The organism is Sessilibacter sp. MAH3 (genome assembly GCF_054658275.1).
This window is the reverse complement of the sequence record NZ_BAAGIE010000008.1, coordinates 71488-94815: the sequence shown is the minus strand read 5'-3', so window position 1 is coordinate 94815 and position 23328 is coordinate 71488. Positions and strand designations below refer to the sequence as shown.

The 23328-nt window shown below is 44.8% G+C and carries 21 protein-coding genes; 6 read left to right on the top strand and 15 right to left on the bottom strand.

All coding sequences use genetic code 11. From position 1 onward, the window contains the following. Positions 1 to 15: 15 nt before the first annotated feature. From cysZ to gatC, 5 genes are all read right to left on the bottom strand, one after another. Complete coding sequence (gene cysZ / locus ACYQ2C_RS06925; RefSeq protein ID WP_460051327.1) at positions 16 to 780, bottom strand: sulfate transporter CysZ; 765 nt, start codon at positions 778 to 780, stop codon at positions 16 to 18. Between the two features lie 249 nt (positions 781 to 1029). After that, a complete protein-coding gene (locus ACYQ2C_RS06920) occupies positions 1030 to 1326 on the bottom strand; it encodes a PA4642 family protein (RefSeq protein ID WP_460051325.1) in 297 nt (98 codons plus the stop codon). A gap of 97 nt (positions 1327 to 1423) precedes the next feature. Then, positions 1424 to 2875 (bottom strand): Asp-tRNA(Asn)/Glu-tRNA(Gln) amidotransferase subunit GatB, encoded by a 1452-nt coding sequence (gene gatB, locus ACYQ2C_RS06915; protein WP_460101021.1) that lies wholly within the window; start codon positions 2873 to 2875, stop codon positions 1424 to 1426. Between the two features lie 12 nt (positions 2876 to 2887). Further along, entirely contained in the window at positions 2888 to 4342 is a 1455-nt protein-coding gene (gatA, locus tag ACYQ2C_RS06910) for an Asp-tRNA(Asn)/Glu-tRNA(Gln) amidotransferase subunit GatA (protein WP_460101024.1), read from the bottom strand. A gap of 170 nt (positions 4343 to 4512) precedes the next feature. After that, positions 4513 to 4794 carry an Asp-tRNA(Asn)/Glu-tRNA(Gln) amidotransferase subunit GatC gene (gatC, locus tag ACYQ2C_RS06905; RefSeq protein WP_460101027.1) on the bottom strand — a complete coding sequence of 94 codons (282 nt, stop codon included), beginning with the start codon at positions 4792 to 4794 and terminating at the stop codon, positions 4513 to 4515. Between the two features lie 467 nt (positions 4795 to 5261). Here gatC and ACYQ2C_RS06900 point away from each other — a divergent pair, with 467 nt between their 5' ends. The 6 genes from ACYQ2C_RS06900 (at position 5262) to ACYQ2C_RS06875 (ending at position 14786) form a co-directional block, all read left to right on the top strand. Next, a complete protein-coding gene (locus tag ACYQ2C_RS06900) occupies positions 5262 to 6296 on the top strand; it encodes a rod shape-determining protein (protein WP_460051398.1) in 1035 nt (344 codons plus the stop codon). A gap of 190 nt (positions 6297 to 6486) precedes the next feature. Continuing rightward, a complete protein-coding gene (gene mreC, locus ACYQ2C_RS06895; RefSeq protein ID WP_460051396.1) occupies positions 6487 to 7362 on the top strand; it encodes a rod shape-determining protein MreC in 876 nt (291 codons plus the stop codon). Beyond that, a complete protein-coding gene (gene mreD, locus ACYQ2C_RS06890) occupies positions 7362 to 7850 on the top strand; it encodes a rod shape-determining protein MreD (RefSeq protein WP_460051317.1) in 489 nt (162 codons plus the stop codon). The genes mreC and mreD overlap by 1 nt, the downstream gene beginning before the upstream one ends. 239 nt (positions 7851 to 8089) lie before the next feature. Continuing rightward, on the top strand, positions 8090 to 8674 hold the full coding sequence (locus ACYQ2C_RS06885; RefSeq protein WP_460051315.1) for a Maf family protein: 585 nt from the start codon (positions 8090 to 8092) through the stop codon (positions 8672 to 8674). A gap of 169 nt (positions 8675 to 8843) precedes the next feature. Beyond that, positions 8844 to 10322, top strand: coding sequence for a ribonuclease G (gene rng / locus ACYQ2C_RS06880; RefSeq protein ID WP_460051313.1), 1479 nt, complete (start codon positions 8844 to 8846; stop codon positions 10320 to 10322). 459 nt (positions 10323 to 10781) lie between these two features. Further along, complete coding sequence (locus ACYQ2C_RS06875; protein ID WP_460101032.1) at positions 10782 to 14786, top strand: YhdP family protein; 4005 nt, start codon at positions 10782 to 10784, stop codon at positions 14784 to 14786. 112 nt (positions 14787 to 14898) lie between these two features. Here ACYQ2C_RS06875 and yjgA read toward each other — a convergent pair whose 3' ends face one another. The 10 genes from yjgA to lptC all read right to left on the bottom strand — a co-directional run bounded on the left by yjgA (position 14899) and on the right by lptC (position 23327). Next, positions 14899 to 15399, bottom strand: a complete 501-nt coding sequence (yjgA, locus tag ACYQ2C_RS06870; RefSeq protein WP_460051309.1) for a ribosome biogenesis factor YjgA — start codon at positions 15397 to 15399, stop codon at positions 14899 to 14901. A gap of 99 nt (positions 15400 to 15498) precedes the next feature. Next, positions 15499 to 16872, bottom strand: a complete 1374-nt coding sequence (gene mgtE / locus ACYQ2C_RS06865; RefSeq protein ID WP_460051307.1) for a magnesium transporter — start codon at positions 16870 to 16872, stop codon at positions 15499 to 15501. Positions 16873 to 17177: 305 nt separating this feature from the next. Beyond that, entirely contained in the window at positions 17178 to 17447 is a 270-nt protein-coding gene (locus ACYQ2C_RS06860) for an HPr family phosphocarrier protein (RefSeq protein ID WP_460051305.1), read from the bottom strand. Positions 17448 to 17685: 238 nt separating this feature from the next. Next, positions 17686 to 18555: an RNase adapter RapZ gene (rapZ, locus tag ACYQ2C_RS06855; protein WP_460051303.1), complete on the bottom strand. Its 870-nt coding sequence runs from the start codon at positions 18553 to 18555 to the stop codon at positions 17686 to 17688. Between the two features lie 23 nt (positions 18556 to 18578). Then, positions 18579 to 19028 carry a PTS IIA-like nitrogen regulatory protein PtsN gene (gene ptsN / locus ACYQ2C_RS06850; RefSeq protein ID WP_460051301.1) on the bottom strand — a complete coding sequence of 150 codons (450 nt, stop codon included), beginning with the start codon at positions 19026 to 19028 and terminating at the stop codon, positions 18579 to 18581. Between the two features lie 2 nt (positions 19029 to 19030). Beyond that, positions 19031 to 19321, bottom strand: a complete 291-nt coding sequence (gene hpf / locus ACYQ2C_RS06845; protein ID WP_460051299.1) for a ribosome hibernation-promoting factor, HPF/YfiA family — start codon at positions 19319 to 19321, stop codon at positions 19031 to 19033. 98 nt (positions 19322 to 19419) lie between these two features. Continuing rightward, entirely contained in the window at positions 19420 to 21027 is a 1608-nt protein-coding gene (locus tag ACYQ2C_RS06840; protein ID WP_460101039.1) for an RNA polymerase factor sigma-54, read from the bottom strand. Positions 21028 to 21410: 383 nt separating this feature from the next. Further along, positions 21411 to 22136, bottom strand: coding sequence for an LPS export ABC transporter ATP-binding protein (lptB, locus tag ACYQ2C_RS06835; protein ID WP_460051295.1), 726 nt, complete (start codon positions 22134 to 22136; stop codon positions 21411 to 21413). A 44-nt stretch (positions 22137 to 22180) separates the two neighbouring features. Further along, the gene (gene lptA / locus ACYQ2C_RS06830) at positions 22181 to 22741 is read right to left on the bottom strand and encodes a lipopolysaccharide transport periplasmic protein LptA (protein WP_460051293.1); all 561 of its coding nucleotides are present in this window, start codon (positions 22739 to 22741) and stop codon (positions 22181 to 22183) included. Then, complete coding sequence (gene lptC, locus ACYQ2C_RS06825) at positions 22719 to 23327, bottom strand: LPS export ABC transporter periplasmic protein LptC (protein WP_460051291.1); 609 nt, start codon at positions 23325 to 23327, stop codon at positions 22719 to 22721. The genes lptA and lptC overlap by 23 nt, the downstream gene beginning before the upstream one ends. Between the last annotated feature and the right edge of the window lies 1 nt (position 23328).

Sequence of the window (23328 nt, the reverse complement as noted above, 5' to 3'; positions counted from 1 at the left end):
CTTTGTTTCCTGCCTTTAAATCAATCGCGCCGTTGGTTTTTCTTTAATCCACAACATTGTGCCGCCAATGACCGCCGCAGGTAGCACAAAAATATTCAGTAACGGTATCATTGAACCCAACACAACCATCGAACCAAATCCCCACGCACTGAAGCGTTTCTCGGCTAAGCCTTCCCTAAAATACGTAAATTGTAACTGGTGGTTATCTGCACAGTAATCGCAATATTGAATCGCCATTGACCAAGCCGCCCACAAAAACAACAGAACCGGTACAAAAAACTGAGCCAGAGGAATAAAGCTGAGTATGAAGGCTCCGATGGTGATCAAAATACCTCGGCTGATGAAATACCACAGCTTCACCAATTCTCGGCCAAGGGTGCGAATTATCATCGACAACACAGACTCGGGCGGTGGCGCTTTACCCGTTAAATAAACTTCCACTCTTTCGGCCAGAAAACCGTAAAAGGGCGCGGCGATGATATTGGTAATAATGCTGAAGCAGTAACCGTAGAGAACAATACCGATAAACGCGGAAATAATCGAAATAAACAGCGCAAGGGTTTGTTTGATGCCTGAAAGCCAATCCCAATCTGGAATCAACGCCACCACAGATGCAACCGCGTCGTCGAAGTAGTTATACATCAAGCTGGTTAGGGCGATAAATATTACGATGTTGATCATCAGCGGCACGATTAAAAATAATCGAAACTGCGGTTTAAGCAGCAATTTTGCGCCGTCGATTAGGTAACTCGCTCCAGTAATTAAATTTCCGCTAGCCAAGGTAAGTCCTTTAAATGTGGAGTGTGGGTAGAAACGTTTTCAGACGATATAACGTAATAGTTGGTTGCAGAGAATTCTTTGACTTGGTGTTTATTTGTCTTAGAGTCCAGTTGTCTTAGACCTGCTTAGGTGATGTGAATACATTCAGAGAATAAACTGGGGAGCACTGTGAGCCACCGCCAGATTATTCGATAACCTCAAGCGGTCAACCCAGCATTGAAACGGGTCGCTTGAGGTAACTTGAGGCGTTTATTGGGCGCCGTTTTGTTCTAACACTTCTGCGTAGTCGTCGCCTAAGCGATGGGTTTTTACCTGTGCCAGCAAGGTTTGACCTTCTGGATTGGTTGCATTGATGTTGCGTCCTTCTTCTTTGAAAAACTCAAGGAAGGTTGCGAAGTTCTCAACGTTCATACCGCGATACGCTTTTTCAAGTACGTGAAAATCAGGATCAACTCCTTCTGGAGCTTGGAACAATAAAAAGCTTTTTACACGCTCGTTATCGAATACTTCGCCAAGTACTTTTTGTTTGTCTTTCTTTAAAGCCATGTTGCGTCCTTAACTTAAAAAGCCCAGTACGAAGTTTACCGGGCGAGGTATTTGGGAAAAATACTGAATCAACGTCAATAAAGTTCGTCAGCAATTCCTAAAGTAATTTATCGAGCTTATCCAACAATATTTGATTGATTGCTTGTGGGTTGGCTTGTCCTTGAGACGCTTTCATAATTTGGCCAACAAAATAGCCAAGCATTTTCGGGCGTTTATCGGGTTCGGCGTTGCGATAGTTATCAACCTGTTTGGGTGAAGCGGCGATAACGTCGTCGGCCATTTTTTCTAGGGCGCTGGTATCAGAAACCTGTTTTAAACCTTTCGATTCAATAACAGAATCGGCATCGCTACCTTCTTTTGCCCACAAGGCATCAAAAACTTGCTTGGCAATTTTACTCGAAATAGTACCGTCTTTGGTTCTTTCAATTACGCCAGCAAGTTGCGCGGCACTGACGGGGCTTTGCTTGATGCTGATGTCATCGGCATTCAAGCGCGCCGACAGCTCACCCATAATCCAGTTTGCCGACTGTTTTGCGTCTTCGGTAAGCTTGGTGAGTTCTTCAAAGTAAGCGCTGATATCGGCATTTGCGGCCAAAATTCCCGCATCGTAATTGTTCAATGAATACTGCTGTTTAAATCGCTCGGTGCGAGCTTCTGGAAGCTCCGGCATAGAGGCGCGAATTGCTTCGATGTATTCGTCGTCAATTACAACCGGCAACAAATCTGGACAGGGGAAGTAGCGGTAGTCGTTGGCTTCTTCTTTTGATCGCATGCTGCGCGCGGTGCGAGTGTCGCCATCGTATAAACGCGTTTCTTGAATAATCGAGCCGCCTTCTTCAAGAACTTCGATTTGGCGCTCAACTTCAAGGGCAATGGCCTCTTCCATAAACTTAAATGAGTTTAAGTTTTTGGTTTCGGTACGGGTACCAAAAGGCTCATCGGGCTTGTGGACTGAAATGTTCACGTCAAAACGCATTGAGCCTTGGCTCATTTCGCCGTCACAAATACCTAAAGACGTCACCAAACCGTGCAGTTTTTTGGCAAAAGCCACGGCCTCTTCGGCGCTGCGCATATCGGGTTCGGACACAATCTCAATCAGCGGCGTACCGGCACGGTTCAGGTCGATACCACTCATGCCATGAAAATCTTCGTGCAGCGATTTACCGGCGTCTTCTTCAATGTGGGCGTGATGGATGCGGATTTGTTTGGTCGAGCCATCATCTAGAGTAATTTCTACGATACCTGGGCCAACAATTGGCTTGGCTAGCTGCGTAGTTTGGTAACCCTTTGGAAGATCGGGGTAAAAATAGTTTTTGCGTTCAAAAACAGACTCTTTGCCGATTTCGGCACCAATGCCTAAACCGAACATCACCGCGTAGCGAAAGGCTTGCTCGTTGGCAACCGGCAGTGTACCCGGCATGGCAAGATCAACAGCCGCCGCCTGGGTGTTGGGCTCAGCACCAAAAGCGGTACTGGCAGCCGAAAAGAGTTTTGATTTGGTGGCCAATTGGACGTGAACCTCAAGGCCGATAACGGTTTCCCATGTCATCGCTGTTTCTCCTTAGTCCAAGTCTGGCGCGGTAAGTTTGTGGAAATCGGTAGTTAACTGGAACTGATGGGCAAGGTTGAGCAGTTTTCCTTCAGAAAATGCCGGGCCGATCATTTGTAGGCCAACCGGTTTATTTTCAACCAAGCCACACGGAATCGATAGACCCGGAAGACCCGCTAAGTTAGTCGCGATGGTGTAGATGTCTTCAAGATACATGGCAACAGGGTCTGCACCTTTGGAGCCAAACTTAAATGCAGGTGTGGTGCAAGTTGGGCCCATGATCACATCAACGTCTTTAAAGGCGTCATCAAAGTCTTGTTTAACAAGACGGCGAACCTGCTGAGCTTTGTTGTAATAGGCATCAAAGTAACCCGCAGACAGCGCGTAGGTACCTACCAGAATACGTCGTTTGACTTCATCACCAAATGCTTCGGCGCGGCTGCGACGGTATAAATCTTTGAGGTCTTCCGGGTTTTCACAGCGATAGCCGTAACGAACACCATCAAAGCGCGATAAGTTAGCTGAACACTCCGCCGGTGCAATGACGTAGTACGCCGGAACCGAAAGGTGGGTGTGTGGCAGGCTAATTTCTTTGATTTTTGCGCCAAACTTTTCGAATTGATCGATAGCCTCTTGCACCAAGGCGGCCACTTCTATTTTCAAGCCGTCGCCAAAGTATTCTTTAGGAACACCAATGGTTACGCCTTCAACCTTGTCGGCAAGATTTTCAGAGTAGTTGCTTCTAGGTGCATCAACACTGGTGCTGTCTTTTCGATCGAAGCTAATCAGCGTGTTAAGCATGGTTGCTGCGTCTTCGGCACTGCGTGTAAGAACACCGGCTTGGTCTAGGCTTGAGGCGAAAGCAATCATTCCCCAGCGCGATGCGGCACCGTAGGTTGGTTTAATGCCGGTCAAACCACAGTGGCTGGCGGGCTGGCGAATAGAGCCGCCGGTATCGGTCGCTGTAGCAGCGGTGGCAAGCATGGCTGCAACGGCAGCTGCCGAACCACCCGATGAGCCGCCGGGTACACAGCGCTTATCCCAAGGGTTTTTCACCGGGCCGTAATAGCTGGTTTCGTTAGATGAGCCCATGGCGAACTCATCCATGTTCACCTTACCCAACATTACCGCGCCGGCGTTTTTGAAGTTCTCAACCACAGTGGCGTCGTAAGGAGGAATAAAGTTATCAAGCATTTTTGAACCACAGGTGGTCTTCACGCCGTTGGTGCAAAAAATATCTTTGTGCGCGATGGGAATTCCGCACAACGGATTGTTATCGCCTTCGGCCAAGCGTTGATCGGCAATTTTAGCCTGTGCCAGAGCAACGTTTTCGGTCACGGTGATATAGCTGTTGAGGTCGCCGTCGAGACGTTTAATTCGCTCTAAAAAATGTTGGGTTAACTCAACGCTGGAATATTTTTTCTCTCGTAAGCCTTTAGCAAGCTCGGAGATGGTAAGTCGATGCATTGGGGAATTGTCCTTGACAAATCTCATTACAATGAACATTTAAAAGACTTTGTGGGTAAGGCCTAAATTGTAGGAATCACCTAAAAGTCTTCGTGGAAAAATGTTCTTGGTGTTGGTACTGCAAATTAAGTTGGTACTGTAAAAGGTACCGATATCGCCCAAACAAATGCCTAGTCGATGACTTTGGGCACTAGATAAAGACCGTCTTCGCAGGCTGGTGCAATGGCTTGGAATTCATCTCGATGATTCACTTCAGTTACTTCATCAGTGCGTAACCGTTGAACAGTGTCGAGAGGGTGCGCCATCGGTTTTACACCGGTGGTATCTGCCGCTTGCAACTCGTCAACTAGAGCTAATACGTCGCTGATGCGTGCTGCAACTTCTGTAATTTGAGACTCGTCAATTTTGATCATTGCTAGATCGGCGAGTTTTTGTATTTCCGAAGGATCCAAAATGGTTACCTGTCTATTGAGCAAAAAATATTCATGAATGTATAGGTTTTGCCGAAGCTCACCTAAACTTATAAAAACAAACCTTTGCCAATCTTTGTGGTCTATCGTGCCACTTAAATAAATTGGTGCTGTTAAATAAAAGCTTGTTATTTTTGGTTGGAGATATTACCTATCCCACCTCAGCTTTTACAGATTAAATTTGCGCGTTTTGGTATCGGGGTAAATTTAATTTTGGGAATTAGAACTAAAATGTAGCGAAATCGCCAGATATTCCCGCAAGTATAGCTAATGCCACCTTGCTCAATGCCCTTGCCATTGTTAGAGTGCACGCACTTAAAAGCACAGCCAAAATGGGCACTGTGGCCAAAGATTTTGCATAACGAGCGTATGAAAATTGGTCACTTTGGGTGTCCTTCATTGCATCTTTGTTAAAAATATAATTTCTAAGGTACAAACTCTCTATGTTAATGCCAAAGCGTCTGCGCGGTATGTTCTCTAATGATCTATCGATAGATTTAGGAACTGCTAATACCCTTATCTACGTACGTGATCGTGGCATTGTCTTAGACGAACCCTCAGTGGTTGCCATCCGAACTCACAATGGCCACAAAATTGTTGAAGCCGTTGGTGTTGAAGCTAAACGAATGTTGGGGCGTACGCCAGGTAACATTACGGCCATTCGGCCTTTAAAAGACGGTGTTATCGCGGATTTCCAAGTTACCGAAAAGATGTTGCAGCACTTTATTAAAAAAGTGCATGAAAATAGTTGGTTTCAGCCCAGTCCTCGCGTTTTAGTGTGCGTACCTTGTTTATCTACAGAGGTTGAAAAGCGTGCCATTCGTGAATCGGCATTGGGTGCTGGTGCTCGTGAAGTTCGCTTAATAGAAGAACCAATGGCAGCGGCAATTGGTGCGGGTTTACGAGTTGAAGAGGCCAGCGGATCAATGGTTGTTGATATTGGTGGTGGTACTACTGAAATCGCCATTATTTCTTTAAACGGCGTGGTTTACTCCGATTCTGTTCGCATTGGTGGCGACCGCTTTGATGAAGCCATTGTTAATTATGTGCGCCGTAACTATGGCAGCGTCATTGGTGATGCTACCGCTGAGCGCATCAAGCAAGAAGTGGGTTGTGCGTATGCCAGCAGCGAAGTGCGCGAAATTGATGTTCGTGGTCGTAATCTTGCCGAAGGTGTTCCTAGAAGCTTTACGCTCAATTCCGATGAAATTTTAGAAGCCTTGCAAGAACCTCTGGCAGGTATTGTTCAAGCGGTTAAAAGTGCTCTTGAGCAGTCGCCACCGGAATTGGCTTCCGACATTGCCGAAAGCGGTATTGTGTTAACCGGTGGTGGTGCCTTGCTTCGCGATATTGACCGCTTGCTCAGTGAAGAAACTGGTTTACCGGTAATTGTTGCCGAAGATCCATTGACCTGTGTTGCCCGTGGTGGTGGCCGTGCCATGGAATTTATGGATACCCATCGCATCGATTTGTTGTCGAGCTAATCGATTTCAGTTTGTACGCTCGATGCTCTCATATTGATTGCAAGCAAGGATGCTTGCAAGAGAGCTAAAATTTAGCCAACTCTTTTTTAGATAATGCTATTCTTTAACAACACAGAGTATTTCGTGTTTGTCTTTGGATGATCGTTACTCATCCGATTGTTAATGACTCCACATGTATTAATATCAGGAAATTGCCATTAAACCGCTATTTTCCAAAGGTGCATCGTCGTTATCCCGAATCACATTGTGGGTAATTTTGCTCACGATGACTATTATCCTTGTCGATGTTTTCACCCCATATCTCAAGCCTGTTAAAGCCAAGCTTTCCGCTGTAGCCGCTCCTTTTTACTGGGTCACCAGTATTCCCTCACGAATTAGCGAATGGGGTCAGGTTAATATTGTTACTCGTGATCAGTTGGTTGAAGAAAACCGCGCCCTCAAGGAACAGCTGTTGATTCATCAGCGTAAACTGCAAGGCATGGCTGCCGTTGTCACCGAAAACGTCCGTTTGCGTGAGCTGATGAATTCGGCAGAAATGGTTGCTGAACAGGTGTTAGTGGCCGAAATGATTGGCGTTTCTTCCGATCCTTTGGTGCACAAGGTGGTCATTAATAAAGGCTCCCGAGACAACGTTTATGTAGGTCAACCCTTGTTAGATGCTCATGGTTTAATGGGGCAGGTCGTTGAGGTTGGGCCAATATCGAGTCAGGTGTTGCTCATTACCGACAGCACTCACGCTCTGCCGGTTGAGGTGAACCGCAACGGTGTTCGCGCCATTGTAGAAGGAACCGGTGATTTGTATCGCCTTGAGCTACGCCATGTTTCAAATACCGTGGACATTAAAGAAGGCGATCTGTTGGTGAGTTCCGGCCTTGGCCAGCGATTCCCTCGTGGTTATCCGGTTGGAAGAGTTTTAGAAGTGATCCACGATCCTGGTAGACCTTTTGCGAGCATTAGAGTTGAGCCTATGGCTCAGTTAAATCGCAGTCGTCATGTTTTGCTGGTATTTAGAGACACAACCACGCCGCAATCAACGACTACCGCCGAGTTAACGGACGAACCTTGATGCAAACTGTTGTTGCCAACAATCGTTGGTTTATCGTCTTAACGGTGGTTGTCGCATTAATGCTGAGTGTGATGCCGCTGCCGCAAGAAATTAGTTGGCTGCGTCCTCAGTTTGTCGCCATGGTATTTATTTACTGGTCTTTGGCGTTACCGCAAACCGTAGGTATTTTAAGTGCTTGGATGACCGGGTTATCCCTCGACGTAGTGTCTTTTTCGGTATTCGGTCAGCACACGTTGGCCATGGTTATCGTTGCTTATATTTGCCTTTTATCTTACCAGCGCATTCGCACCTACCAACCTTGGCAACAAGCGATCTGGATATTTGTTATGCTGGGTATTTATCAATTGTTTGTGAACTGGGTGCACAGTCTTACCGGACATTCCGCTCGGCCGAGCGAATTCCTATTACCCGCCGTTGCCAGTGCTTTGCTGTGGCCAATTGTGCATGTCTTACTGGAGCGTTTTCGGGTCATTTACCGCGTTAGTTGACACTGCTACGACTGCGGGAGTTGGTCTATAGGTTCGCTTAGGTTTTACAGTCACGCCAATTAAATTCACTATTCCGCTGGACGACCTTCTCAAGCTCAACAAATTAGCTCCTAAAGCCGTCAAGACGGCGCTAATGTTTTTGTCTAAAAACTTCAGATGCTTTTTTGCCACACCGTTTACATTTGCGAAAAAGTCTTTAAATTGAAATGGATAGAACATTTATAGGATATAAACCTCCCATGAATCCAGCTCAACTGGTACTGGCCTCGCAATCCCCTCGTAGAAAACAATTACTTGAACAAATTGGCGTGCAATTTATTGTTGCGCCAGCCAATGTTCCTGAAGTTTACTCCGCAACTGAAACACCCTTAGAGTATGTGCAGCGTCTTGCATTAGAGAAAGCATCGTTTATTGCTCAGCAGTATGACGACTCAGTGGCAGTATTGGGTGCCGATACCATAGGCGTTTGCGATGGCAGGGTTTTGGAAAAACCAACCAGTCTTGCCGACGCAAAATCCATGCTTTTGGCGATGTCAGGACGAGATCATGAAGTGATTAGTGCCGTGGCCATTGTATGGGGTGAAACCAAGCTGATTAACACCAGTACCACCCTGGTGACCTTTCGCTCGATATCGGAGTCAGAGATTGAAGCCTACTGGCGAACCGGCGAACCACAGGATCGCTCCGGTAGCTATGCCATTCAAGGTTATGGCGGTGTATTTGTTGAGAAAATCGTTGGTAGCTACAGCAATGTGGTTGGTCTACCCATAGAGATTTTGGTGCCAATGTTTAAAGAAATTGGCGTTCCCATATGGCTTCGATAAGTATTTAAAGACGTTAACGAGTTGAGTGTTAAACATTTGCTCATCATAAGATACCTTAGGAACCTGTGATTAACTCAGCCGTGATTTAATCACTGGGGCGCATCCTTGTGTCATTGGAAACTCTAGGTTAATCGGCGTTTCCCTTAGTCATTAATAATAAAGAAAAAATATGAGCGAAGAGTTATTAATTAATTTTGCCCCAACTGAAACTCGCGTAGCCTTAGTTGAAAACGGTGTGCTGCAAGAAGTTTATATCGAACGTACGCAGAGTAAGGGGTTTGTGGGCTACATCTTTAAAGGTAAGGTCGTTCGGGTTTTACCGGGTATGCAAGCCGCCTTTGTCAACATTGGGCTGGAGCGAGCAGGTTTTATTCACGCGGCCGATATCGCACCGCTGGATGAAAACGGCATGGAAGATCGGTCTGCACAGGTTCCTGATATCCGAGATATTGTTCATGAAGGCCAAACCCTAACGGTGCAGGTCACTAAAGATGCCATAGGAACCAAGGGCGCGAGATTAACCACTCATTTATCGGTTTCGGGACGCTACCTAGTGTATATGCCACAAACCGAGCACATTGGTATTTCAACACGCATCGAGGATGACGGAGAGCGGGATCGTTTACGAACTCTGGTTGAAAAAGCCATCGCTGACCTACCAGAGCGGCCAGAAGGAGGGTTTATCGTTCGCACCGTCGCCGAAGGTGCGCAAGAAGATGATCTGGTCGCCGACATTCCCTTTTTGCAAAAGATGTGGGCCGACCTGTCTAACAAAGCTAAAAAGGCTAAGGTGCCATCGGTTATTTATCAAGATCTTCCCTTGTTTATGCGAACCCTGCGAGATTTGGTAAAACCTCATATCGAAAAAGTTCGTGTCGATTCCCGTGAAGTGCACGGCAAAATGATTGAGTTCGCCAGACAGTATGCACCGGAAATTGCTGGCAAAATCGAGCATTATCCCGGTGAGCGTCCGTTATTTGACTTGTACGGTGTCGAAGACGAAATTCAGAAAGCTCTTAGCAAAAAGGTGCCCTTAAAGTCAGGCGGTTATTTAATTATCGAGCAAACCGAAGCCATGACGACCATTGATGTGAATACCGGTGGTTTTGTTGGCCATCGCAATCTCGAAGAAACCATCTACAAAACTAATCTTGAAGCGGCAAGCGCCATTGCTCGTCAGATTCGGCTTCGCAATATTGGTGGCATTATTGTTGTCGATTTTATCGATATGAAAGAGCAAGAAAACCAGCGGCAGGTTTTAAGAACGCTTGAAAAAGCTATGGAAAAAGATCACGCCAAAACCACCATAACGGGTGTGTCCGAGTTGGGATTGGTTGAGATGACGCGCAAGCGCACGCGAGAATCTCTTGGACAAATCATGTGTGAACCCTGCCCCGTGTGCGACGGTCGCGGCACGCTTAAATCTGCACAAACTATTTGTTACGAAATTTTTCGTGAAATTCTACGTGAAGCTCGAACTTACGATACGCCTAAGATACTTGTCTTGGCATCACAACTGGTTGTTGATTGTTTACTGGATGAAGAGTCGGCAAATGTCGCCGATTTAGAGGCTTTTATTGGTCGTGAAATTCAATTTCAGGTCGAGGCTATTTACAGCCAAGAACAATACGACATTATTCCTATTTAGTATTGATTGTCTTAAATAATCGGTAAAAACGTATAATTGATTTAAGTAATCGCTATAAACCGCGCAGATTTTTTACGGTAAATTAGCCTAATGTGCAATTCTAGCCCTAGTCTGAGTTTGTAAGAACATATTGGATAATCGATCAAAAATCTATTTTTGTACAAATGATTAATTCAGGCGCGGTACAGCGACCATTGATAGAGTGGTGAGGTACAAAAAACCGCTATCAAAACCAAATTCGGTGTAACAGTTAATAGCGATGTTAACTTCAAATTTGGTTTAATTTGTACCGATGCAAGTAACTGAATTGTACAAAAATACGCAACTCGCAGACGTTTATCTGCAACGCATTGTGTTTTTAAGTACAAATCTAGGTCGAGCTGATAGAGCGGCTTGAATTAAATTACCGACGACAGAAAAACCATTAATGACAAAAGGTTTTCGTTTCACAAGCAATGTATGAAAAAAGTATTCATTAAATCAGCTAACGTATTTTGGCTGAGCATTGCATTACTCATCGTTGTATCTGCACTGCTTATTCAAGGTGGTCGTCTGGCAACGCCATTGATTGAGCGTAATAAAGATTATTTCGCGAATATTATTAGCCAACGTATCTCCAGCGATGTGCGCATTGATCAGCTCAGCGCACAATGGCTAAATCTTACTCCTGCCATCTCAATTCAAGGTTTGCAGATATTTCCAACCGAGCCATCAGACACACAGTCCTTACCCAGTATTGCTGTAGAACAGGCGGTGATTGAAGTTGATTTGTTAGCGAGTTTGGTGCGCGGAAATTGGGTTTGGAAAAGTATCGCTTTTTCAGAGGCATCACTGCGCCTGCAACAAAGTGCCAGGGGCGCGTGGCAGTTAGCGGGTATTAAAACAACCTCATCGACCAATAATGCCATTGATGATCCAACAGATTTGTTTTTTATTGCCGACAGTTTATCCATCGAAAATGTTTCTTTATCGCTTGAAACCTATTCGGGACGAATAATTGATTTGTCGATTTCAGAAATAGAATTTCAAAACCAACGAGATTTTCATCGTTTATTAGCGAATATTCAATTTGACCAAAAACCACTTGCGCGCGCGGTATTAGAAGCTCATGGTGATCCACGTTCAATAGATCACAGAGACGTTACCGGTTTTGTTGAATTCTCACAGTTCCCCTTAGCCGAGCTTAAAAACTTTTTTCCTCAGGCTGATCTCGCCTTTAATGATGTAGACCCCGAAAACGATTCGCTAAACGCTCAATTATGGTTAACCAGTAAACGGCGCTCTGAATATAAAATTGTGGGTGGGTTATCTGCAACCGTTGAAAATGCCACCATTAACGGCTCACAAATACCGAGTTTTTTCGAAACATCCGTTGGTGGAACGATTAATTTTAATCCCAACGAATTTTTAGTCAGTTTAGAGTTGCGCGATTCCATAATTCATTGGGAGCAACATCAAGCGCGTATCGATCATTTATCGATTTTATTGGAAGACAATATTTGGAACTTCGCATTTCCACAGATCGATCTATCCAAGCTCAGTGATTTTTCTTTGGGATTTTTAGAAAACCAAAGCTTTCTTCAAGAACTTCTTACCGACCTACACCCCACCGGCAGTTTGTCGGCTGTGCATGTTGAATTTCCGATATTTGATACCGAGGCGTTTCATATATCCGCTAATTTACATTCGGTTTCAGTTGGTGATTGGCGCGGTGCTCCGGAACTGAAAAATATTACCGGTTATGTGAGTGCTACCGCCAGATCTGGCGAGGTGGTTCTTAACAGCTACGATGGATTTTCGGCATGGTTTACGACTGCCTTTGAGTCTCCAATGCAATTTGATACTGCGCGAGGATCGATAAAATGGCAGTTATCACCGGAGAATAACCAAATACAAATCTATACAGGTTTAATTTATCTCGATGGTGAAATTGGTACAGCGGTAGGCAAGGTTGCCATTGATTTACCTTGGTATGAAGGCACGCGCTCGTCCAATATGGATATGTTTATCAGTTTGGTCGACAGTGATTTTAAATATCGGCAGATATTTATACCGCAGGTTATCAATCCAGATCTTAAGTCATGGTTAGAGACTTCCATTCATCAAGGCGAAATTACGGAGTCGGGGTTTATTTATCGTGGCAGTTTAGCGCGTGGCGGAGAGGTTAATACTCAACTTTGGCTAGGTATTGAGAGTGGCGAATTAAGCTTTCATCCGCAGTGGCCGAATATTTCCAACATTCAAGGTCGGGTTGAATTAAATAACAAACAAGCGACGGTTAATGTTGACTCTGCACAGCTGTGGAATACGCATTTGCACGATGTGGTCGCCACTATTGAGCGCATTAATGAGCAAGATCTCATTAATATTGACGGACGGGTTCAAGGCCCTGGCGGCGACGGCATTCGATTATTAACGGAAACACCTATTAAAGAAAATCTGGGATCGGCGTTGGATGCTTGGCAGCTGAGCAGTGCATTCGAAGGTGAAATATCGTTGCAGATTCCTATTTCCGATGGCGAATTAGAGGGATCTCAGTACGTTGATTTATTCTTATCGCCCGGAAATTTAATGCTGGGCGATATCGGTTTGGTTTTAGAAGATTTAACCGGGCCATTGGAATTTAGCAGCGAGTTGGGTTTGAGTTCGAGTGGTTTAGAGTTTTCGCTCTGGAATCAACCGGCATCGGCTTTTATCGTTAGTGAAGGCTATAGCGATTCTTTTCAAACACAGGCATCGCTCGGAGCAAGCAATACCAGTGTGCATTTCAGCAGCTCTGTTGATGTTCGCGAAGTGCAACAATGGTTGCAAAGTCCAGAATTATTATTTGCGCAAGGTATGGCCTTGGTTGATGGCGAGTTGATTATCCCTTCAGCGTCTAAAACGTCTAAAGATAAGCCCGCTACAGTATTAAATATTGAATCGGATTTAGTCGGTGTTTCTGTAAATCTTCCCGAACCTTTCAACAAGCTAGAAGATGATTTTTGGCCATTTAATTTACAACTTAAAATTAATGATCATCAAAATATCTACAGCGGAAAAATAAGCTCAATCAGCAAAGAGCTTAACAACAAAAATGTTGAATTTTCGTTTCTGAGTGCCGACGGTGTTATACAGAGTGCCGGTATTGGCCTGTTTGATAAGGCACCGATTGATTATTCAGGACTGCGCGTAACCGGACAGTTACCTAAATTCCAGTTGGATCAATGGCTAGAAACACTCAATAGTTATGAACAGTTTCAGTCACAGGTTCAAAAATCTTCGGGAAAAAGCTTGGACCTTAGCTTTGATTTAATTGCCAATCATGCAGATGTCAAAATTCGGGAAGTAAATAATTTGCATGCCATTGGCGGTCGGCTGGATGATGCTTTGCTTATTGCGTTTGAAAGCGATCCTTTAAAAGGACGAATTCGGATCTCTGAAGACGAAAGTGCCCCGCTATTTGTGGAGCTGGAACATTTAAAAATACAGTCTGATATTGCCGACGATGATTCGGTACAGACTGCGACCGATCCTTTGGCGGATGTGGATATTTCTGAAATACCTTATGCGCAAGTTGATATTCAAGCCCTTTATTTTAACGACAAACCCTATGGCCAATGGAAATTCGATTTAAACCCAACCGATAACGAGCTGCGTGTCGACAATATTTTGGGCGAAATTAATGGTCTTGAAATATCGGGTATCAATGGTGAGGGTGGTGCCCAATTAATTTGGACTGATTTTGGTGATATGAGATCGAGCTTCACCGGGCTTGTATCTGCTGCACGTATTCAAGACACTTTACAAAATTGGCAACAGCCGCAATTTCTTGAATCATCCGGAGCTAAATTTGGATTAGATTTAGCGTGGTATGGCTCGCCTGCTGCTATTGAGCTGGATAATTTGTCCGGTGCGGTTGATCTTGATATCGAGCATGGTCGTTTTGTTCGTGTAACAGAAGGCGGTAGCGATGCGTTTTTACGGTTAATTGCGTTATTTAATTTTGATTCTTGGGCGCGGCGTTTGAAATTGGGCGTTTCGGATTTGGTCGATAGCGGTATGGCGTTTGATAGTATTGATGGCCGCTTGCAATTTAATAACGGAGAAATGTTTGTGCCTTTACCTGTTAAGGTAAAAGCGCCTTCAAGCACATTAAGTTACGCAGGAAGCTTTGATCTGGTAAATCAGCAAATGGACACTACCTTGGTTGCGACCTTGCCGGTTGGTGGTAATTTAACGTTGTTAGCAGCACTTGCCGGTGGTCTACCCGCTGCGGCCGGTGTATATGTGGCAAGTAAGTTATTCAAAAAACAAGTCGATAAGGTCGCGAGTGTTAGCTATAAAATTACCGGCTCTTGGGATAATCCGAAAACAGAATTCGTGCGATTATTTGATGATAACGCTGCGAAAAAAGCCGGAAAAAAAGCCAATGAAGACGCTCAAAATAAATCTTCTAAAGCATTACCGCCAAAAGAAACTTAAGACCCTAAGCTGTCGTTTCCATCGGCCAATTGACGTGACGCACCGATGTTTAATGTAGGAAACTCTGATTAGTCTAGAGTTTCCAGCGACATAAGTTCAGGTACAGTAGTTTTTAAGAAATGATGATTTGTTTGATGTGCTTGTACAGCTTACGTGTACTTTCAACGGATTTTTCTGTTTTATCACCGCTTGGAATATTTCTGAGCAGTTGGCGTAATTGCTGGCGGTCTGCTTGTGGGTATTGATCAATAAAATCTTGTAAGGCTGAGTTATCGTCGATCAGTCTGTCGCGCCAATTCTCACAAACATGATGAAGTTGCACTTGGTTTTCTTGTTCCTTGTACATCTCATCGTAATTTAATTGAATACTCTCAAAATCACTGTTGCGCAGTAATTTACCAATGTATTGAATCTGCCGACGGCGACCGTTACCAGGTCTCATGATGCGAGCTTGTTTTACGGCATCAAGAATATCGCTGTCTAAGTTTAGCGTCGCAATCTGTTGGTCGTTAAGGGCTGTAAGCTTCTCGCCAAACTCTTGAAGAGCGTTGGATTCTTTTTTTCGTTGGGTTTTACTGGGGCCCAAGTCTTCATCAAAATATTCGTCAGTCATTGTTCTATCTTTAAAATCTTAATTTATACCGCTACAAGTGGTGTGAGTTTACCCTTGTCGTAAGCATTTCGCCTTGTTTCTTTAGTTATATTTCTTTCGTTATGTGTAGAAGTAGGTTGCAAGCCCTAAGAATGCAAAAAAGCCGACAACATCGGTGACGGTTGTTAATGCCACTCCTCCAGCTAAAGCCGGGTCTATTTTCAGGGCTTTTAGAATGACGGGTAATAATGCGCCCGCCAGTGCGGCAAAGATTAAGTTCACAATCATCGCGAAGGCAATAATAAAGGCGATGATTTTATCGTCAAACCAAAACATCACGATAATCGCCATAATCGCAGCCCAGACAATGCCGTTAATTAGGCCGACTTGGAACTCTCTGCTGAGTAGCCAAGAGAGGTTTCCTCGACCAATATGACCAAGCGCTATGCCTCGAATAATCACGGTTAAGGTCTGACTGCCGGCAACACCACCCATACTTGCGACAATGGGCATTAACACTGCTAAAGCTACAACCTTGTCGATGGTATCTTGGAATAGGCTAATCACCATGGATGCGATGATGGCGGTTAACAGGTTGATGCCTAACCAGATAGCGCGTCGAGGCGAGGTTTTACGTACCGACGCAAAGGTGTCCGAGTCATCTTCAAGACCCGCCATACTCATTAAGGAGTGATCGGCGCCTTCTCGAATTACGTCAACAACGTCGTCAATGGTGATACGTCCAATCAGTTTTCCTTCATCGTCGATAACCGGTGCCATTACCCAGTCTTCGCGTTCAAACAGACTGGCTACTTCGGTGTCTTTCATTTCGCAATGAATTGCCGTCACGTCTGTATCCATGATCTCGCGCACGGTTAAACTCGGATCGCAGGTCAATAATTTGGTAATGGGTAACAAACCCAAGAAAATGTCCGATCGGTTGACGACAATAAGATAATAGGTCGAGTTGGGTAATTCTTCGTGTCGTCTTAAGTATCTAAGAACTACGTCGAGAGTGATATCCGGCCGCACGGTGATGGTGTCGGTGTTCATTAAACCACCGGCGGTGTCTTCATCGTAGGACAGTATCGACTCTACAAGAGACCGGTTTTGGCTCGACATGGTCGCCAAAACTTCTTGAATCACTTGGTCTGGGAGCTGTTGAAGAATATCCGCAACGTTATCGGCTTCCAGTTCTTCGGCCATTGCTGCAAGATCGGCCGTATCCATCTCGTTCAAAAGCTGGCCGCGAACATTGTCAGGCAGTTCTTGAATTACCTCACCTTCAAGCTCTTTATCTACCCACTCCCAAATTAACATCCGGCGATTGGGTGGTGAAGATGCTAATAAGTGCGCAATTGCGGCCGGTTGAAGGCCATTCAACATCCGACGTGTTGAATTAAACGCGCCGCTATCGAGCGCCGATAATATCTCGGTTAATTTTGAATGGGATTCTAGAGTCAGTAGCTGCGTTTTCGATTTACTAGAGGCCATAAATTCCCACTTCAGTTAATGATGGCTTATTCGTGCGGTGCTTTATCAACCAAAAAAGTTAACAATTCGGTTGAAACACGATTTTGTAGGCGGGTGAATCAATATTGTTAGTTTAGAGACTAGGCAATGTTCATGACAAGTCGGTGTGATAAAGATTTCTTTTTTAAAGACTTTTTGGGGCAGGCGATTTCGAATGATTAATCTTGTTATTAATTAGCTTTCAAATAAAACGAAGGTTTTATTAATTATTTGTGCGAAATATTAGCGGAAATATAAGTCTGAAAATACACGGCAGTGAAAAAGGTTCAATTGTCTTCTTCAAATTTATCGGCAAATAAAGCTTCAATCGCAGTAAGCGCAGCTTGTTCATCGCTGCCATCTGCACAGATGGTTACTAAAGTGCCCGCAGATGCCGCCAATAACAGAATCGACATAACGCTTTTGCAATCTGCTTTTTTTCCATTGGCTTCAATAGAAAGTGTCGCGCTAAATTGCATTGCCAATTTGGCGAGCTTAGTAGCGGCACGAGCATGCAAGCCTTTGGTGTTGGAGACCAGGATATTCTTTTCGATCATTGTGTAGGCGCTTGGAATAGTAATAAAAAGTGATTGAGTGACTTTTAATGAGTTAACTTAATCGCGATTTATGAAATTATTGTTGAGTTCTTTTGTTGTTATTATTGTATTTCGATGGCTAATAATAGAACGTTTATCGTTATTATTGTCGCTATTTTAGAAAATTATCGAAATTTTAAAAAAAGAATGCTCTCTGTAGTTTACCGCTATGACGGTTTACTACTATAACCGTACACGGCTATGACGTTTTTGAGCGATTCGGCACCGCCAGATCGCGATGGCGGACGAGTATATTTTCGAAATCTTCTTTTAATTGGTCGGCGAGCGCATTACAGACATATACAGAGCGATGTTGCCCACCGGTGCAACCGATAGCAATGGTTATGTAGCTGCGATTGCTTTTTTCGTATTCAGGTAACCATTGTTTTAAAAAGTTTTGTGTCGAATCGATCATAGCGTGAACCATTGATTGACTCTTTAAAAACTGTACAACTTCTGGATCATTACCCGTACAGCCGCGCAACTTGGGAATCCAAAATGGATTGGGTAAGCAGCGCACATCGAAGACTAGATCGGCATCAGCTGGCAACCCGCGTTTGAATCCGAAGGACTGAAACTGCACCGCCATGTGCGGTGCTCCTGAACCTGTCACCCATTTATGAACCAGATTTCGAAGGTCATGCACACTTAAATTACTGGTGTCTATAACTCGGCTTGCACGGGTTTGAATGGGTCTTAAAAGCTCAGACTCCGCCAAAATAGCGTCTTTCAGATCAACATTATCGGATGTTAGCGGATGTTTGCGGCGAGTCTCACTAAAACGCTGAATGAGAACATCGTCTCGGGCATCCAAAAAAATGATTTGTGTCTTGCGGCATAAACTCTCTAGCTGTGGAAACAAACTATCGAAAGCTTCTAACTCTTGTAGGTTACTGCGCGCATCAATGCTTACGGCGAATTGTTTGGACTGATCCGTTTGTGATGTGACCAAATACTTGAGCAGGGTAATTGGAAAGTTGTCGATACAAATCATTCCGGCGTCTTCCAGCGCACGTAAAGCACTGCTGATGCCTGAGCCTGATCTGCCGCTAACAATGACCAACTCCATTTTATGCTCCGCGAAACGAAAGATTACTGCTGGGTAATAACTTGGTACAACTCTTCATCACTTTTGCAGTTGCGCAATTTTTTTACCAGCTCGGTTTGGGACAAAACCTCAGCGATTTTCGCCAGAGTTTTAAGGTGGGAGTCATCCGCTTCCTCGGGGACTAGCAGCGTAAAGATCAGATCTACGGGCGCGTCATCGATGGCGTCAAAGTCCAATGGCGTATTAAGTTTAAATAACGCTCCCATGACGCCGGTACAGTTTTCCAGTCGGCAATGCGGAATCGCAATTCCTTGCCCGATTCCGGTCGAGCCGAGCCTTTCGCGGGCCATCAGGCGGCGAAAGAGCTCATCAGCGTCAAGAACTGGGAATCCTTTAGTAATGAATTGCGCGACATTTTCTAATGTTCGCTTTTTACTTGATCCCTCCAAGCCACATTTAACGCGGCTGGGAGTAAGAATGCTGGAGAGGTCCATAATCAACGGTGGCTGGTTGCTTTCTCTTTATGTTTGAGCAATTGCCGATCTAATTTTACGGCCATTTCATCGATGGCAATATACAGATCGTCAGATTCACTCTCGGCAAATATATCTTTGCCACTTATGTGTACGGAAGCTTCTGCTTTTTGTCTTTGTTTTTCAACCCTTAATACAACATTGATTGTAGTGATTTGCGGGTTGTGCTTGCCGAGTTTTTCAAATTTAGTTTCAACATAATTTCGAATAGAGTCGGTGACTTCGACGTGGTGCCCACTGATGCTAAGAGTCATTGTTATTCCTCATGTCAGAGTTAAGTCATTGATTACACAGGTTTTAAGCCCGTGTAATCGGGTATGAATTAGGGTCGAGATCACCGAGTCATGGTTGGTCAGACCAGTCTTTTACGTTCGTTCGAGGCTGGAATACCCAAGGATTCGCGATATTTCGCAATGGTTCTTCGGGCGACTTGAATGCCTTGATCTGCCAGTAACGCGGTAATTTTGCTGTCGCTTAAGGGTTTGCGAGCGTCTTCTGCGGCAACCAGCTTTTTGATAATGGCACGTATTGCGGTTGAAGAGCATTCGCCGCCATTGTCTGTGCTGACGTGGCTTGAGAAAAAGTATTTTAACTCAAAGATGCCTTGAGGCGTGTGCATGTATTTTTGCGTTGTTACCCGTGAAATTGTCGACTCATGCATGCCTACGTCTTCGGCAATGTCGTGAAGTACTAGAGGTTTCATGGATTCTGGGCCGAAATCTAAAAAGCCCTGTTGTTTTTCAACAATGCAGCTTGCAACCTTCAGTAGAGTCTCGTTGCGGCTTTGTAAACTTTTCAAGAACCAGCGTGCTTCTTGTAAATTATCTCGCAAGAAGGTGTTGTCTTCGCTGCTATCGGCACGCTTTACAAGACTGGCGTAATTGTTGTTGATGCGAATTTTAGGGGCTATTTCTGGGTTCAGCTCTACGATCCAGCGACCTTCTTGCTTGCTCACAAAAACATCGGGAACGATATAGCTGGTATCGCTGCTGCCGATAGTAGCGCCGGGATGAGGTGTTAATTCCTGAATTAAATCGATCGCAACTTTGAGTTCGGGCTCTTTAACGCGACATTTACGCATTAACTGTTTGTAGTCACGACTGCCAAGTAACGCTAGATGCTCTGCAACTACCGCCTTGGCGGTTTCCAGTCCGGGTGTTTCTTTGGCGTATTGATTGAGTTGTACCATCAAACATTCAGACAAATCGACGCTGCAAGAGCCGATAGGATCAAACAGTTGAAGTCGGTGTTGAACCGCAATCACTTCGTCTAGGCTTAGGTCTTCGTCTGTATCTGCGTCTGTATCTGCGTCTTCGTTTAGAGGTTCAGAAGCTTCAAGCTCACCGCTTTCTTGTTCGGCATCTTCGTCATTCTCACGCCAGTCACCGCGTAGGCCGTGAAAAATCTCCTCGATACTGCTTGAGAGCAAACCGCTGGGCTCTACCGAGTCTATGATTGCTAAAGCAATGGTTCGATCGGTTTCTGACATTGGAGTCAGATTCAATTGCCACAGTAAGTATTCTTGAAGGGTCTCGGTGTTGTCGATTTGGCTGTCGAAAAAGCTGTCGTCTCGTTCTACGGCTGATGACGAGGAAGAGTTGCTGCTGCCTTGGTAAATGTCGTCCCACTGGGTATCAACGGGTAAATCCTCGGGAATGTTTTCCTGCCATTCGCCTTCTTGGGCGTCGCCAGAATCGGATTCGGATGCGGTTGCGGTAACTTTTTCTTCGCTGAAGTTGTCGGAAATTTCGTTGGGTTGTTCGCTGTTGTCGCCGGACTCACCGCTATCAAGGTGAGAGTCATCGGATTCGCTAACTTCGAGCATGGGATTAGACTCAAGAGCTTCTTGAATCTCTTGTTGAAGATCGAGCGTTGAGAGTTGTAGCAGGCGAATGGCTTGCTGCAACTGAGGGGTCATCGTTAATTGTTGACCCATTTTTAGCTGTAATGATTGTTTCATAACTTGACACTACTTCCAAAAACGGTGTCAGAATCGGAGCTGATTCTGATCAAGCTTAGTGTCAGTGTAGACTTGAAAGGGGCGTTTTTGCAACAGCTATTAAGCAAAAAATATGCCCAACCTTGAATTCTCTTTAAATAAATGTTTTGAGGGAAAAAATAAAAGAACAGCGAGTGCTTTAGCGGAGGGGATTACTTGTTGATCACTTAACAGTAAGACCAATGTTCGCCTATTTCAACAGCAAGGTAAAGCGGTTTTTTAATGTCGCCTAAAATGTCTTTTGGGTGGTCTTGTAGGCTAAAAAAGAGTCTTTTTTTGGGTCCTTTGATAGGTGTTGAGGCTTTTGTTGTTTTATTGAGGGTCGGTTGAGGTGGCCGCTCAATTTAGAGCTTAAAGCCTTCACCCAAATAAGTGTCTCTGACTTTTTGATTGGATAAAACCGTCTCAGCGTCGCCTTCGGCAATGATAAACCCGCCGCCCACAATATAGGCTTTCTCGCAGATATCTAAGGTCTCGCGAACGTTGTGGTCGGTAATGAGTACGCCAATTCCTCGTGATTGAAGGTGTTCAATAATTTGCTTGATATCACCGACGGATTTTGGGTCCACGCCGGCAAAGGGTTCGTCAAGAAGGATAAAGCGTGGTTCTGTCGCTAGCGCGCGAGCAATTTCGACGCGACGACGTTCACCACCGGATAGGGCGATGCCTTGGCTGTCTTGTACGTGGGTGATGTGAAATTCTTCTAAAAGTTGTTGCGCTCGGTCTTTGCGATCTGTTGCAGATAAATCGGATCGAGTCTCTAAGATTGCTAAAATATTGTCTTTGACCGATAGCTTTCTAAATACCGATGCTTCTTGTGGGAGATAGCCAAGTCCGCGTCTGGCGCGGCCATGCATGGGAAGATTGGTAATGTCTTCGTTGTCGATCCAAACGCTGCCGTGATCGGCTTTAACAATTCCTGCAATCATGTAAAAACACGTGGTCTTTCCCGCACCATTTGGGCCGAGTAAGCCAACAACTTCTCCCGTTGACACAGAAAATGAAACGTCGGATACGATTTGTCTCGATCCGTAGCTTTTGGCCAAATTTTTAGCGCTCAGTCGACTCATAACTCTTAGTGCTGGTAGTGATTAATTGAAAGATTTAACAAGGTTTATTGGTTGGTGTTTGTGGTGTCTTTATTTTGAGGTTGAATAATCAACTTCACTCGATTCTCACCCGACGCTACGGCATAGGAGTCTTTAAGGTCGTAATCGATGGTATCGCTGTTGATTTTCGAGCCGTCGCCCTGATCAATTTGCGCATTTACGGACAGTTTGATTTTCTCATTGATGACAGAGTAGTGAATGCGTTTAGCTTCGGCTTTAACCGTGGGTTTGTCGATTTTGGGTTTTTGTTCAAGCGTTGCTGGATTTCCTGTCGCTGTAATACTTTCTACGCCTTCGGGCTTATGATGAATGGTGATGGTATCTGCGACGATTACCAAGGTGCCTTGTTTGAGTTTGGCGTTGCCAGAGAAAATGGTTACTCCGGTTTTGTCATTTCGCTCGGCTCTGTCGGCGTCAATATTTATGGGTTGATCGCTGTCGCTTGGCAATGCCACGGCGGTATTGATTGATAACAATAATCCAATAACAACCACGACCATTTTTACTGCCGAGGCGAATGGTTGTGGCTGGGCGCTTTCGTTTTTACGGTGCAGGTTGAGTTTCATAAATGCCTGTAACTTGAGAAAGTAGTTCGGTTATGTTGGTAATCATGTTCAGACGCATACCAACAGAGTCAGCAATGCCTTCAGGGCTGGTAATGGACACAGGACTTTCTGATTCAGCGATTTGTTCGACAGGTTTTACGTCCAATTTATCGGTTGTGAGTCGATATTCTCCACCGGTCTCTAAGTCTTTTCTGACCACCACATTTCCCCAAAGTGTAATCAATGAGCCATTATTTTCTGCTCGCCCATGATCGGCGGTGATTTTCCAGGGAGTTTGATTGGGTTGTTCGGAAAACAGCGTCAGGAAAGGATTGCTTAAGTCGGTGTAGCCTCGTTTGGCTTCGAGCGGGCGGTTTTGTGCGTTATATCTTAGGTATTGCTCGGCCTTATCGACAACTAATAGATATTGTAGCCGACCAGTTGCGTCGAATTGACGAGTTTTGGAGTTTTGTATAATTGCCACTGGCGCCTGCGATTGCGTTTCAGTGGCGGGTTTAGTCTGAGTAATTTCAGGGTTTTCCCACAGTAGTATGACAAGCACAAACAGGCCTGCAATGATGGAAGTTGTTAAGATTTTTTTTAACACG